Origin of the sequence: Polynucleobacter sp. JS-Safj-400b-B2 (assembly GCF_018881975.1) — a bacterium.
Taxonomy (GTDB): domain Bacteria; phylum Pseudomonadota; class Gammaproteobacteria; order Burkholderiales; family Burkholderiaceae; genus Polynucleobacter.
In genome coordinates, this window is record NZ_JACVPJ010000002.1 from 104,080 (window position 1) to 117,288 (window position 13,209).

Below are 13,209 nucleotides of genomic sequence, written 5' to 3' on the forward strand. Positions count from 1 at the left end.
TGTTAGTTGTACTGCTTTTGCAGCCAGTCGCGATAAGAACCGCTCACCACACCATCAATCCAAACTGGGTTATCTAGATACCACTGCACGGTTTTACGAATACCAGTATCAAAGGTCTCGGCGGGACGCCAGCCTAAATCACGCTCAACCTTGCTAGCATCAATCGCATAACGACGGTCATGGCCCGGGCGGTCTTTTACAAAAGTAATTTGCTCAGCGTAGGACTTACCGTCCGCGCGAGGCTTGAGTTCATCCAAAATACTACAAATCGTTTTTACAACATTCATATTGGCTTTTTCATTCCAGCCACCAATGTTGTAAGTCTCACCCAATTTACCCTTAGCTAATACTTCCCGAATGGCTGAGCAATGATCGCCGACATAGAGCCAATCACGGATTTGTTGACCATCTCCATAAATAGGTAATGGCTTGCTATTGAGGGCATTCAAAATGACCAAGGGAATGAGTTTTTCTGGGAAATGATAAGGTCCGTAGTTATTAGAGCAGTTAGTGGTTACCACTGGGAAACCATAGGTATGAAACCAAGCGCGCACTAAATGATCAGAAGCCGCCTTAGATGCTGAATAAGGACTATTAGGCTCGTAAGGATTTGTTTCGGTGAAAGCGGGATCAGTCAAAGATAGTGAACCATATACTTCATCGGTAGATACATGGTGAAAGCGAAACGCCTCTTTAGCCGCTCCTTCCAGAGTATTCCAATATTCACGCGCGCACTCTAATAAATTGAATGTGCCAACAATATTGGTTTCTACGAAATCTGCAGGTCCATGAATCGAGCGGTCCACATGACTCTCGGCAGCGAAATTCACAATGGCACGTGGCCGATGTTCTTTCAATAATTTGGCGACCAACTCTTTATCGCCAATATCGCCATGAACAAATACATGGCGGGAATCATTTTTTAAAGGATCTAAGGTCGCTAAATTACCGGCATAGGTTAATTTATCCAAATTCACCACACCTTCATTGCCCGGCACTTTCAACCAGTCCAGAACAAAATTACCGCCAATGAAGCCAGCACCACCCGTTACGAGAATCATAAAAAACCCTACTAATGAAGTTACCCTAGATTATCATTGCTTACAAAGCAGAGAAGTCAACTCTATATTTAAGTTTTTGATTTTAATCACTATTTCACCTATACATGCAAAAAATTGTCCTGTTCCGAATTAGTAGCAAAGGTTATCCCAAGGTTAAAGTCGATGGGGTCAATAAGTACGACTCCCTGAAGAACCTTGCTCAAACTTTTCAAGGTTGGAAATTTATTTGCGTCGCTGACAACTGTGATGAAGCATTAATTGGGCACATCAAAGCAAATTATCAATTTGATCAATTGATTGAAACAAAACTCGGTAATCCTGGCTCATTTTGGAAGTTGTATGAAATTGCTCTTGATATCGCAAAAGATGATGACATCTTTTACTTTATTGAGGATGACTACCTTCATCTTCCAGAGGCGCCAAGCGCTCTTGAAGAGGGCTTACATTATTTTGACTATGTCACTCTGTATGACCATCCCGATAAATACAAGCTGCACCATGGCCCCATAAACCCTTACGCTAAACGCAATCAATACTCTGAATCAACTGAAGTTGTAGCAGGTCCCACTCAATGGTGGCGCACATCAAACTCCACCACGATGACCTTTGCTGTAACAGGTAAAACATTGAGGGCAGATGCTGATATTTGGTCTATTACCAAAACAGCCAAAAAGGATTTTGATTTCGATAACTTTTGCGTCATCACCAAGCAACCCATGATGGCCAAATCAAGATATATCAAGCAAATTCCACGCCGACTCCAGTTTTGGTCTAAGCCTAGGCGTTACTTGGGCATTAGCATTCCAGGCTTAGCGCTTCATTTAGAACAGGCCTACCTAAAGAAGAATGATGAAGTTCGCTTTACTTTGCCCCCACAGACTTACCCTAGCAAAGTTAAATAGAATTCACGGAATGACTAAGCCCAAGCTACTGGACGTTTTTTTGTTCTACAACGAACTCGATTTGCTCAAAGCTCGACTTGAGTATTTGGGTCCCATAGTTGATCACTTCATCATTTCTGAAGCCAATGTAGACTTTTCGGGACGTCCGAAAGAATTTTTACTAAGCACAGAGCTTGTAAACACTCTGCCGTTTTCTGAAAAGATCATCTATCACCGCGAATATCTCAATCTCAACTCGATTCCTTGGTTATTTAAAAAACTGAAATATCGAAACCGTTTTACACGCTATCTTTGGAAGATTCAGGATGCCCAAAGGAACTCCACCCTAGTCCCCCTAAGATCTTTTAGCCAAAATGACATCGTAGTTTTTAGTGACTTAGATGAGTTTCCAAGCGAGACGGCTTTAGGCGAAGGAATCAAGGCCCTAAAGGTAGATAATCTCCAACATCAAGAACCCCACGCCTATAGCCTGAATCAGACTTTTTATTACTACAACCTCAATAATGCTGCGCCTAATGATCAATTTTATGGATCAGTCATGACAACGCTGGGCACATTCAGAAAGTATCTACCTCATCGCTTTAGAAGCGGGAAAAACGATTTTGAGCACATCGCATCTGGAGGCTGGCATTTTTCCTACTTCATGGAGGAAGAGAAAATTCTGAATAAGATTTATGCGATTAGTGATGTTGAGAATTTAAGTCACTTTAAAAATTTATCTAAAGAAGAAATTCAGAAAAAAATATTGTCTGGTTCAGATCTTTACGATCGTAACACTACATTAAGCGACCAGGAGCGCCACAAAATACCTGAAAGGGTACAAATAGCGCTTCAGAAATATCTGCCTAACTGCGTGTAAATCTTTTCTGAAGATAATGACGCAGCCATTTCCTCAGTTTTTTTGGCTCCAAAAATTCTTTAGTCGGAAATTTCGAGAGTAGTTGATTAACTGGCGCTGTAATGACAATTTTTCCATTGGGTCCTGGCTGAGCGTAGTTATTGGGCACATGATGAATGAGGCAGCGCTCATCTACATGAACCGTATCTAGCTTGTAGGGAACAAGATTTCTAGTGCTGAATCCCTGAGGCACATTGGCGAATGTTACTCCTTGAGCCGCCTTTTCCTGTATGCCCCACACCCCAGAATTTGGGTTGTAGGTGGGGCCATTCAAATGCTCGAACATGAGCTCACGATCCATAAGATACATGCCCTGGTAAAGCTCAGGAAGATTAATAAAGGCCAAATTTTCTTTAACCTGGACCCTTGGTAGCGCATAAATATAAAACGGATGGGGGCAATCCGAACTGAACCATCGGTCATCATTTATCTTCTTTTCTACCCTCAAAAAAGATGGGATCAAACCATAAGGCCTCAGTAGCTCACGACTCTCAACCCAATAACTCATATTCTGACGAGTGATTAATGTGTCATCTTCCAGATACATAAAATGGGTGAATGATTTATCCTCAAGCAAGTCTTTAAATACTGGGAAATGGGCCCATGTCAGTAACAAAGGATGGCCTAGCGTGTCGGGAATAAAAAATCTGAATTCATAGCCTTTACCAGCTATCACTGATTCCAATTTTTTTAACTCGTCTGAATTTTTAGTATTGGTAACAATGATGACCAATACTTCAGATCCAAGATTAGCGAAATCATTACTAATCTGATCTAAATAGAGAAGTCTTGACTCATTAAAATGACAGCAAATAGCTATCGCTAATTTTTTAGGTAGGCCTTTTTCGAGCTTCATAAAGTGAATTTACTTTAGCGCCTTAGCTTAGGACTCACCACTGGAGCTAAAGCAACCATAGTAGCCGAGAGAGTCATAAAAAATAGCGTCGCTTCGAAATATTGCTTCCAGGTAATCTCAGCAATTAAGCCAAAAGGAATAAAAGCAAGACAAACAATTACCCACGGCAATACGACTGAAGACTTACTTTTTAGACCAAAGTATATGATTGAAAACATTGATGAGAAAATTAATACCAACCCAGGAATACCAAACGCCAAGCCAAAGTCAATCCAACCACTATGCACTTGACCTACGTGTTCATGAGGTATTTGGGCTTGATCCTGGAGTCCGTTAAAAGATCGATTGATGGAGCCATATCCCAAAGGGTATTGTGAAATCAATCTAATACCTACAGCTGCATAGGCGAACCTAGAGTAAGTGTTCAGAGCAGCCTCAACACCCCTACTATTTAAAGGTGCAGGAACACTACCTTCGCGCTTTTGCCATTGCTTATTCGTATCAATATCAAGACCCAATGCAGCATCTTGAAAGACGGAATCCCAGCCTCTAGATGCCAGTGACTTATGGCCTTCCCATATTCCCGCAGATAAAACAACTATTACCACCAAAATTGCACAAGACAACATCTTAGAGCCACCCCGATGCAAGATAGAATTGATCACAACCACAATTGCTAAGAGTACACACAGAGCCAGGGCGATGGCGATGCCGTTTTTAGTGCTAGAGACTAAAGCCGATACCAAAACCAACACTAACCCCAATAACCATAAGACAATCTGAACTGTTTTTGCTTTATCAATCCTACCCCTCATCAAAAGGATGAGGTTACCAGTCGCGACTGCAGCAGCAATCGCACCAAAATATGCTGTCTCTATTTTGGTAAATAGAAAACGAACAAAATCATTGGGTTTTACTAAACCATGATTCAAGTAGGAGGCCCAGCAATAAGAAGCCATATTAATGAATGGGGTAAAGAAAAGGGCAATGTACAAATAAAGTCGTAGCCTGGAATCATTCATAATCGCAATGCCTAAACCAACTGCAGCAACCGAACCCAGCAAAGACCTCATCCATAGACCCTTAATTTCTGAGAGCTCAAGTTCGGGATTTAAAGAGAAAAAGGTGTAATGAATAAGTACCCAGAAAAACAAGCTACCTATACAAAGTAGGGGTAGCAATCTAGAGCCTGCGATTTTCAATATATCCCAGTTGTAGCGGATCAGTCCAATAGCAGATAAACATCCGGCAACTAATAAAACATGGCGTAAAGCAATTGTATTAGGGGCGACCCAAATAAATAACAAGCCAACAATGCTTGCAACTGAAGCGGTGGCCAGCTGTTTCTCAGTAATTTTCATATTTTTAAGTACTTAGTTGCCAAAATTTTAGTTTCATATAATGTTTTCGCATTTTCCACTTGAATCGTACTTTTTCAGCAATCTCTTTTGCCAATCGAGTTCTACCTTGCTCGCATAATGAAGCAATCAAATCATAGGCATCAAGACTGCTCAAATAATTTTCTGGCAGGATGTTAATAAATGTCTTTAATTCTGAATCATTCAGAACTCTACCGAAGTTGAAAAATCCATGAAACCCAAATGCTGGATGCCATGCTGTTCGCTCAACCGCAAACTGCTCAGCAATATCAACCGGGGCAATCTGGATATTTTTCTGTTTCAAGAAATCTTTGTTATCTGCACAAATACAGTAGTCCTCTGGATGCTTTTTCACAAAATTGGGTTGTTGGATTATCTGGAGCAGCCTCTTTGAGCGCAAAGAGAATCCTCCATTGCCGACCGGGGTTTTGGGATGATGCGGCCAAACAGGTCCAATGTAGTCATACTTGAGAAACTCATCGTTCCATAGCTGAGGATGAATTACAAAACTATCCCACTGAATAACTAAAACATGGGTGCCATCTACGTATTGATCAAGTCCTGTTAATAAAAGCTCAGAATAGTCTTTGATAGTTCTGATAGGCGGAGCTTGCGCATACTCAATATCAGCTCTTTTTGCCTTAAGACGATCTAAATTCGTAATGAGCACTACTTTGGCAAACTGCGTGCCACTTAAGCAGCGATCTATTGCCCAATGTGCTAACTCTGGCTCGCGTGTTTCCACACATAGCAAAGTGATATTGGATAAATTGAGCATTCGTTGCTGATTTAGAGTGGTTATGGGGTTAGTTAGATAAAGCCAAGCAATAAAGATAACTTAAATTGAGTCTTCTTCAGTACACGCTTAACTGTTCTCCACACTCGGGAAGAGATGCTTTTATTCGAAGGGCCAAAGTCTCCCCAACTTTCCCAATTGGATTGATATACAACCCCCAAATAATCATGGGCGAGGAGCTCTTCTTTGTATCCTATTACTTGATGAGCCCATAATTGATGCTCATAGTGATAGTGCATGAATAACTGTTCGCGCGGATATATCGGAATGGCTCTGAAGTTAATGAGTGCTTCACCATACCAAGTGAATTCTGATCCACATAGAAAAACGGCATCCAAGAAATTCATATGGTTTGGAGTAAGGTAGTTTTGGTCTAAAGATCTCCAAACTTTTCTACTCCACAAGAATGGGGCATATCCAAAATCGTATGTAACACCCTTACGGCCCAAAGCAGCTTTGATGGGTTCACGGTCAGCCAAAAAGTGTTGACGAATTTTCTTGGGGCCAAAGCGTTCTGTTGCTTGCAATACATCGCGCCCTTCGTGAATGACCGAATACGGTACATCGCCATTAGCGATGAAATCTGTCTCATCAAAATCGCGAATAAAGATGCAATCGGAGTCTAAGACTAGATAGTTTTCAGAGATATCCAATCTCCAAAACTCGGATTTAATCACTTGCTGTCTGAGGCCACCACGAATCTCATAGAGCTTTTGAATATCGAGCTTTGGATTGGCTTTAAAGATATCTTTTTCATCAAAGATGATGACATCAACATCCTTTAAATATCCTCTAAATAGATCTACATCTTCAGCTGGCACTGAAATATAGAAAGGAATATTTCCTTTATTGTGTTTCTGAATACTTTGCGCAAGCTTGACGGTTCTTTTCAAGTCCTTCCGGAAAGTGCAGCAATACAAAACAATATTCAGCATAGTTAACTTAAAGAGTAAATGTGTGGCGGGGTTAATCGGCTTCTAACTTACTGTACGGTATCTAAGATTGTAGTCACAGCCTGTCTAACCCCAATAGGCTCACCCACAGGACTTGATAGATTCTTTTGCCGCCAATCTAACCAGATTCTTTCTAAAGCCATACCAATACCGCTAGGGTTGTCTTGAGGGCTTAAATAGGCGCCTCGCTCTAAGAGCATTTGATCCAATTGAGAGTTTCGATGGGTGATGCCCCAAATCGGGCGATCAGCCCATAAATATTCATAGAACTTAGATGGGATGTATTCTGCACACCATTCATCGTTGCCATGAAGAAGGACGAGTACATCCGCGTTCTGCATCTTCTCTGCTATCTGCTCCCTACCGGACTTGCCAGTAAGAGGATCTTTTTCAAGTCGACCATGTGCAATCAGAATGTCTTCAAATCCAAATTGTTCTATCGCCTCATTCGTTAGCGCATCTAAGGGTGCACCATACGCGTGAACCCGAATTTGATTTCGTGCTTGAGGATATTTTTTAAGCAAATCATCTATGGCATATAAAACTGTTGCCAAAGAGCGATCTCTTGCCAAAGAGCCGAAGTGACAAAGATTTAAGTGCTCCGAGTATTGATGAACTTGATCTTTTTTTAAGCCCCCAGGTGGCTCAGCACCAGGCAGAACCATAAATCCATGAGCGCCAGCAGTTGTATTTAAATTCGTATTACGAACCTTGGCATAGTGCAACGCTCCATCCGTAAACCACCAGGCAAAATCTGCAAATCTAGTAATTTGCTTTTCTAGGTATTGACGAAATTGGGCATCTCTGTTTTTGGATTTGCCCCTGCCATCATCCGCTGGGCTGGTACGAATCACCAATGGATCATGAACTTCTACAATCCATTTGACGCCAGTCATCTTTTTTAACCATAATCCTGCCAAATGCGCAGACCAGGCTCCACCCGTAGAGTACACCACATCAATTTGACCGGAACGAATGAGTCCTAACCCATGAATAAACGCAGGCATTGCCCATGACCATTGACTGGAATAGCCTAGGCACAGCTTTTCAAGACCAATCAATGGGGCCAACAATAATGAAACAGTTCTAGTCAGTAATTTATATAAAAAACCGCGGCCATGCTGATTGGCAATCCAGTGACGAAAATCAAACCGAAATGCGGCAGGACCCCAGGCTAAAAATTGGCGATGAGGGAAGCGTTGATCTTTAATGCCGGTGATAGCGCTAAAGACAATCGGCTGAATGCCAGCCTCAAGTAAATACGGCATCTTGTCGGTAATCGTTTGGCTCGCTGCGCGGCCATCCATATTGAAGCCATGCGACAAAATCAACCAACGTTTTTTTGACTGCATGCTTGTGAACTTAATTGCCTGCAACTATCGACATTACAGCCATGCGCACAGCAATGCCAAAGGTGACTTGATTCAAAATGACGGATTGCGGACCATCAGCAACAATCGAGTCAATTTCGACGCCACGATTCATGGGACCAGGGTGCATGACTATTGCGTCTGACTTAGCCAAGGCCAAACGTGTAGGCGTTAAACCATATTGCTTAAAGAATGCATCGCCCTCGGGAACTTGCCCAGCTTCCATGCGCTCCTTTTGGATACGCAATGTCATCACCACATCAACATCTTTTAAACCCTCTTCCATACTATGGAAGACTTTCACACCCAACATATCTAAATCACTTGGAAGTAAGCTTTCCGGACCAATCACTCGAATCTCTTCACACCCTAAAGTCGTGAGTGCATGAATATTCGATTTAGCAACACGGCTGTGAACAATGTCACCCACAATTGCCACCTTCAAGCCTTTGAAGCTTTTCTTAAAGTGGCGCATCGTGTACATATCCAATAAACCTTGGGTTGGATGCTGATGACTACCATCACCAGCATTGACTACATGAACATGCGGTGGAATATGGCTTGCAATCTCAATGGGGGCTTTAGAAACACTATGACGCACAACAAAAATGTCAGCCTGCATTGCCACTAAGTTATCAATCGTATCTAGCAAGCTCTCGCCCTTAGCGGTAGAAGAAGTAGAAATATCTAAATTAATCACATCGGCAGATAAACGCTTTGCAGCAATTTCAAAAGTGGTTCTAGTGCGAGTAGAGTTTTCGAAAAACAGGTTGAATACACTTTTGCCACGAAGTAAAGGCACCTTCTTTACCTCGCGTGCTGGATCAGTCACACTCACAAACTGTTGTGCAGTATCCAAAATATGGAGAATTTGCTCCTTTGGAAGACCCTCTAGTGTCAAAAGATGCGTTAACTCTCCAGCCGAATTAAATTGATTTACCAGCTGACTCATTATTCGCGCCCCTCAAGCTGAAAGCTGAAATTGCCAGCGTTATCTTTCTCTAAAACCAAAATCTGGTTTTCTGGAACCTCTACCTTCTCACCTGCGAAATCTGCGTCCACCGGCAATTCTCGATTTCCTCTATCTGCCAAGACCATCAGCTCCACTTGGGCGGGTCTACCAAAATCAAATAACTCATTCAAAGCAGCGCGAACAGTTCTACCAGTTAACAAAACATCATCAATCAAAATCACATTGGCACCGTTCACATCAAAAGGTAAATGAGTAGTCATTGTGCTAGCCGTACGTGAAGCTTTCATACCTTTCTCCGCATAATCGTCCCGATGAAAAGCAACGTTAATCACTCCAAAGTGAGGAAGACCTAAATCACTAGCCAAACGCTCTGCAATCCAAGCGCCTCCCATAGCGAGACCTGCAAGCTCAAAAGCGTCATCTTGTTTTCTGTTGCGGAGATTCTCTAGTAATTTTCCGTATAACTGTTCAGCATTCATTCTTTAGTCCGGTACGTGTATAAGGTCTCATTCTTACGACAATTTCTAGCTCAGAAACTTTGCAGCTTGCTCAGCAAAATACTGCTCCAAAATTAAAACGGCAGAATGAGCATCTAGATTGTCATGCATCTCTGAACTACTCTCTAAAACTACCGATGTATAGCGCTCGTCTACCCAATGCACCGGCAAACGAAAGCGTCCATGCAACTGATTGCCAAAGCGGACTGCTTTAGCCGTCATTTCATGTGATGTTCCATCTGGATAAGTTGGCTTTCCAACCACCAATTGGTCTGGCCGCCACTCTGCTATCAGGATCTCTATATCTTTAAACAATGCATCGCCACTTGATGCAGCAATAGTCTTTAAAGCTTGGCCTGACTGCGTCATTGAATTACCAACCGCTACACCTACTCTGCGAGTTCCAAAATCAAAAGATAGTACAGTCAATGGGTTAGGCATGCCCAGCCTCCCCAGAAAGATGAGACAAATCAAAACCTAGATAGCTCACGGCCTTTTCATAACGTTGGCTTGATGGCGTATTGAAAATGATCTCAATCATTTGTTCACGTGCTAGCGGTACATTCATCCAACCGTTCAAGGTGATTTCTTCCTCAAGTTGACCAGCACCCCAGCCGGAATACCCTAAAGTCATCAAAAAATGTTCAGGCCCCTTACCGATAGCAACTGCCTCAAGAACGTCTTTGGAGGTTGTCATAGTTAAACCTCCAGGAATAATTAAAGAGGAGCTATAAGGAGATAGTGAATCAGACTCATGCAATACAAAACCGCGCTCAACCTGAACAGGGCCACCAAAATAGACTGGTTGGTTTAGTAAAGGCGCAATTTCTAGCTTCAATTCAATTTTGTCAAAGAGGGTTTTCAGGTCCACTTCTGTTGGTCGATTTACTACCAGGCCCATTGCCCCTCTATCAGTATGCTCAAAGAGATAGATCAGAGAACCTGCAAAATTAGGGTCCACCATGCCGGGCATGGCAACCAAGAACTGATTTGCAAGACGGTCAGCAGAAAAAGAAATTGAAGACTCTGGCGATGACGCTAGGTCTGAGGTATTGAAGGCTTTTTTGGCCGTAGACATATAGGGCTATTTTACAGAAATTAGCCCGCATTCAAGCGCTTTTTAGTAATAAACCATAAGATAGAGAGTATGCAAAAAGCTCTTGTTTGGCTCCGCCGTGACCTCCGTCTTTATGACAATGCCGCCCTTCACCACGCTCTCAAGGAAAGTGAGAAGGTTTGGCTCGCTTTTATCTTTGATACGGACATCCTCAAACCCCTTATTAAAGGTGAATTAGACCCCAAAGGCTTAAAGCACGACCGCCGCGTGGATTTTATCTGGCAAGGTCTAAAGCAAATAGAAAATGAGCTTCGTAAGCAAGGTGGCGGACTCATTGTTCGCTTTGGCAAACCCACAGAATGTATTCCAGAAATCGCTAAAGAATTAGGTACTGAAGCTGTTTTTATCAATCATGACTACGAACCTTCGGCAATTGAACGAGATGCAACTGTTGCTGCTACTTTAGAAAAAATAGGTATTCGTTTTGAGAGTTTTAAGGATCAAGTTATTTTTGAGAAAAAAGAAATTCTCACCAACTCTAATACGGTCTTTTCTATATTTACACCGTATAAAAATAATTGGCTCAAGACCCTCCAAGACAAAGATCTTGCTGCCTATGAATGCAATCCAAAGCCAGGTCAATTAGCAGCGATCCCCAAAAAACTGGATGAAGTTTTTCCTTCTCTAGAGTCGATGGGATTTTGTGCTACCGGCATTGAGAGCTATCTGCGGCCTGGCTCAGAGGGTGGTCAATATTTTTTAGAAGACTTCCTGCCGCGCATCGATCAGTATCAAGTTGGTAGAGACTTTCCAGCAATCAAAGGCGTCAGTTATCTATCTACCCATTTACGCTTTGGTATGTTGTCCATAAGAGGTTTAGTGCGTGAAGCACATCGTCGCATGCTCGCCGGTAGCATGGGGGCAACCATTTGGTTAAGTGAACTCATATGGCGAGATTTTTATTTCATGATTTTGGCCAATCATCCGCGTTTAGCAAGTGGAGCTGCTTTTAAACCAGACTATGACAATATCATTTGGGAGTCTGGCGCCAAAGCTAATAAATTATTCGCCTCTTGGTGTGAAGGTAAAACGGGTTACCCTCTGGTTGACGCAGCCATGCATCAACTGAATCAAAGTGGCTATATGCATAACCGCCTACGCATGGTAGTGGCGAGCTTTCTAACAAAGGATTTGGGGATTGATTGGCGCTGGGGTGAGGCTTATTTTGCAGAACACCTCAATGACTTTGAGCTGTCATCGAATAATGGCGGTTGGCAGTGGGCCTCCTCATCTGGATGTGATGCCCAGCCCTACTTCCGCATCTTCAACCCGATAACCCAGTCAGAAAAATTTGATCCGGACGGCAAATTCATCAAACGTTACCTGCCTCATCTGGAAAAACTCTCCAAGAAATCGATCCATGCGCCCTGGAAGGCTGGTCATATTGAGCTTGAGGCAGCTGGTGTGGTGCTTGGTCGAGATTACCCACTTCCAGTAGTTGATCATGATGAGGCACGTAAAAATACCTTAGTGCGTTATAGCGTAGTCAAAAAAGTTACTTAATCTATAGGCTCATCCAAGCTTATTCACACTCCGTTCACAGTTCCGCTTTAAGATAAGGTATGAGCAAGATTTATGCCGTGGGTGATGTGCAAGGCTGCGCACCATCCCTCAAAGCCCTCCTCAAAAAACTTCCCCAAAAATCAAAGATGATTTTTTTGGGGGATTTAGTCAATCGCGGTCCCGATTCTCTCGGTGCATTACGTAAACTCAAATCCTTACAGGAGTCAGGTCGTGCCGAATGCATTCTTGGTAATCATGATTTACATCTCTTAACAATCGATGCCGGGCTTCGTAAGCCCAAGGGCTTAGACACCGTAAATCCCATCCTATCAGCGCCAGATCGAAAAGAACTCATTCACTGGGTGCGTAATCGTCCCCTAGCTTTAAGCAACGGCAATGTTCTCACAGTACATGCTGGCGTTCTACCACAGTGGGACTTACAGCAAACAATCGAATGTGCGCACGAAGTTGAAAAAACTTTGCGAGGTAAGTCATACAAGGATTTTCTCGCCAATATGTATGGCAATACACCAAACAGGTGGAGTAATAAGCTAAAGGGTTATGAGCGCCTGCGAGTCATCACCAATGCGCTCACTAGAATGCGTTTTTGCACACCCGCAGGTCGAATGGAATTTGAGAGTAAAGAGGGCTTAGAACAAGGTCCCAAAGGCTATATTCCCTGGTTTACAGTCCCCAACAGAAAAACTCAAGACGTTCTGACCTACTTTGGTCATTGGTCTACATTAGGCTTACTGCGCCAACATAATGTCATTGGTTTAGATACTGGCTGCGTATGGGGTGGAAAACTCACTGCCCTAGAAATCTCAGGCTCCAATAAAGACAGTAAGAAATTAGAGATCATTCAGGTGAGTGGCTATGACCACCCACTTCGAATGTAATTTCC

General features: G+C 42.7%; 14 protein-coding genes. 4 read left to right on the forward strand and 10 right to left on the reverse strand.

Going from position 1 to position 13,209, the window contains the following annotated elements:
* Nucleotides 1–2: 2 nt before the first annotated feature.
* Nucleotides 3–1,061, reverse strand: coding sequence for a dTDP-glucose 4,6-dehydratase (gene rfbB / locus ICN48_RS02485; RefSeq protein WP_216152180.1), 1,059 nt, complete (start codon nt 1,059–1,061; stop codon nt 3–5).
* A 104-nt stretch (nt 1,062–1,165) separates the two neighbouring features.
* Here rfbB and ICN48_RS02490 point away from each other — a divergent pair, with 104 nt between their 5' ends.
* Both ICN48_RS02490 and ICN48_RS02495 read left to right on the forward strand, forming a co-directional pair.
* Entirely contained in the window at nt 1,166–1,963 is a 798-nt protein-coding gene (locus ICN48_RS02490) for a hypothetical protein (protein ID WP_216152181.1), read from the forward strand.
* A gap of 10 nt (nt 1,964–1,973) precedes the next feature.
* Complete coding sequence (locus ICN48_RS02495) at nt 1,974–2,822, forward strand: hypothetical protein (protein ID WP_216152182.1); 849 nt, start codon at nt 1,974–1,976, stop codon at nt 2,820–2,822.
* Here the strand turns inward: ICN48_RS02495 and ICN48_RS02500 are convergent.
* From ICN48_RS02500 to ICN48_RS02540, 9 genes are all read right to left on the reverse strand, one after another.
* Entirely contained in the window at nt 2,809–3,717 is a 909-nt protein-coding gene (locus ICN48_RS02500) for a hypothetical protein (RefSeq protein ID WP_216152183.1), read from the reverse strand. The genes ICN48_RS02495 and ICN48_RS02500 overlap by 14 nt on opposite strands.
* 14 nt (nt 3,718–3,731) lie before the next feature.
* Entirely contained in the window at nt 3,732–5,078 is a 1,347-nt protein-coding gene (locus tag ICN48_RS02505; protein WP_216152184.1) for an O-antigen ligase family protein, read from the reverse strand.
* Nucleotides 5,079–5,082: 4 nt separating this feature from the next.
* A complete protein-coding gene (locus ICN48_RS02510; protein WP_216152185.1) occupies nt 5,083–5,766 on the reverse strand; it encodes a DUF5672 family protein in 684 nt (227 codons plus the stop codon).
* A gap of 140 nt (nt 5,767–5,906) precedes the next feature.
* Nucleotides 5,907–6,827 (reverse strand): DUF6492 family protein, encoded by a 921-nt coding sequence (locus ICN48_RS02515; protein WP_255539430.1) that lies wholly within the window; start codon nt 6,825–6,827, stop codon nt 5,907–5,909.
* A 47-nt stretch (nt 6,828–6,874) separates the two neighbouring features.
* Nucleotides 6,875–8,197, reverse strand: a complete 1,323-nt coding sequence (locus ICN48_RS02520; RefSeq protein WP_216152187.1) for a hypothetical protein — start codon at nt 8,195–8,197, stop codon at nt 6,875–6,877.
* A gap of 10 nt (nt 8,198–8,207) precedes the next feature.
* On the reverse strand, nt 8,208–9,167 hold the full coding sequence (locus ICN48_RS02525) for an aspartate carbamoyltransferase catalytic subunit (RefSeq protein ID WP_216152188.1): 960 nt from the start codon (nt 9,165–9,167) through the stop codon (nt 8,208–8,210).
* Nucleotides 9,167–9,667, reverse strand: coding sequence for a bifunctional pyr operon transcriptional regulator/uracil phosphoribosyltransferase PyrR (pyrR, locus tag ICN48_RS02530; protein WP_216152189.1), 501 nt, complete (start codon nt 9,665–9,667; stop codon nt 9,167–9,169). Before pyrR ends, ICN48_RS02525 begins: the two co-directional genes overlap by 1 nt.
* A gap of 45 nt (nt 9,668–9,712) precedes the next feature.
* The gene (gene ruvX / locus ICN48_RS02535; protein WP_216152190.1) at nt 9,713–10,126 is read right to left on the reverse strand and encodes a Holliday junction resolvase RuvX; all 414 of its coding nucleotides are present in this window, start codon (nt 10,124–10,126) and stop codon (nt 9,713–9,715) included.
* Nucleotides 10,119–10,763: a YqgE/AlgH family protein gene (locus tag ICN48_RS02540; RefSeq protein WP_216152191.1), complete on the reverse strand. Its 645-nt coding sequence runs from the start codon at nt 10,761–10,763 to the stop codon at nt 10,119–10,121. Before ICN48_RS02540 ends, ruvX begins: the two co-directional genes overlap by 8 nt.
* Before the next feature lie 69 nt (nt 10,764–10,832).
* On the opposite strand from ICN48_RS02540, the gene ICN48_RS02545 reads away from it, so the two are divergent.
* Nucleotides 10,833–12,305 (forward strand): deoxyribodipyrimidine photo-lyase, encoded by a 1,473-nt coding sequence (locus ICN48_RS02545; RefSeq protein WP_216152192.1) that lies wholly within the window; start codon nt 10,833–10,835, stop codon nt 12,303–12,305.
* Nucleotides 12,306–12,364: 59 nt separating this feature from the next.
* Nucleotides 12,365–13,204, forward strand: a complete 840-nt coding sequence (locus tag ICN48_RS02550) for a symmetrical bis(5'-nucleosyl)-tetraphosphatase (RefSeq protein WP_216152193.1) — start codon at nt 12,365–12,367, stop codon at nt 13,202–13,204.
* Nucleotides 13,205–13,209 lie beyond the last annotated feature (5 nt).

What these genes read in the sequence shown, in the direction of transcription:
- ICN48_RS02545 (WP_216152192.1), top strand. Translation starts at nt 10,833, where the DNA reads ATGCAAAAAGCTCTTGTTTGGCTCCGCCGTGACCTCCGTCTTTATGAC.
- ruvX (WP_216152190.1), bottom strand. Translation starts at nt 10,126, where the DNA reads ATGCCTAACCCATTGACTGTACTATCTTTTGATTTTGGAACTCGCAGA.
- ICN48_RS02505 (WP_216152184.1), bottom strand. Translation starts at nt 5,078, where the DNA reads ATGAAAATTACTGAGAAACAGCTGGCCACCGCTTCAGTTGCAAGCATT.
- ICN48_RS02495 (WP_216152182.1), top strand. Translation starts at nt 1,974, where the DNA reads ATGACTAAGCCCAAGCTACTGGACGTTTTTTTGTTCTACAACGAACTC.
- ICN48_RS02540 (WP_216152191.1), bottom strand. Translation starts at nt 10,763, where the DNA reads ATGTCTACGGCCAAAAAAGCCTTCAATACCTCAGACCTAGCGTCATCG.
- ICN48_RS02490 (WP_216152181.1), top strand. Translation starts at nt 1,166, where the DNA reads ATGCAAAAAATTGTCCTGTTCCGAATTAGTAGCAAAGGTTATCCCAAG.
- ICN48_RS02500 (WP_216152183.1), bottom strand. Translation starts at nt 3,717, where the DNA reads ATGAAGCTCGAAAAAGGCCTACCTAAAAAATTAGCGATAGCTATTTGC.
- ICN48_RS02525 (WP_216152188.1), bottom strand. Translation starts at nt 9,167, where the DNA reads ATGAGTCAGCTGGTAAATCAATTTAATTCGGCTGGAGAGTTAACGCAT.
- ICN48_RS02520 (WP_216152187.1), bottom strand. Translation starts at nt 8,197, where the DNA reads ATGCAGTCAAAAAAACGTTGGTTGATTTTGTCGCATGGCTTCAATATG.
- ICN48_RS02515 (WP_255539430.1), bottom strand. Translation starts at nt 6,827, where the DNA reads ATGCTGAATATTGTTTTGTATTGCTGCACTTTCCGGAAGGACTTGAAA.
- pyrR (WP_216152189.1), bottom strand. Translation starts at nt 9,667, where the DNA reads ATGAATGCTGAACAGTTATACGGAAAATTACTAGAGAATCTCCGCAAC.
- rfbB (WP_216152180.1), bottom strand. Translation starts at nt 1,061, where the DNA reads ATGATTCTCGTAACGGGTGGTGCTGGCTTCATTGGCGGTAATTTTGTT.
- ICN48_RS02550 (WP_216152193.1), top strand. Translation starts at nt 12,365, where the DNA reads ATGAGCAAGATTTATGCCGTGGGTGATGTGCAAGGCTGCGCACCATCC.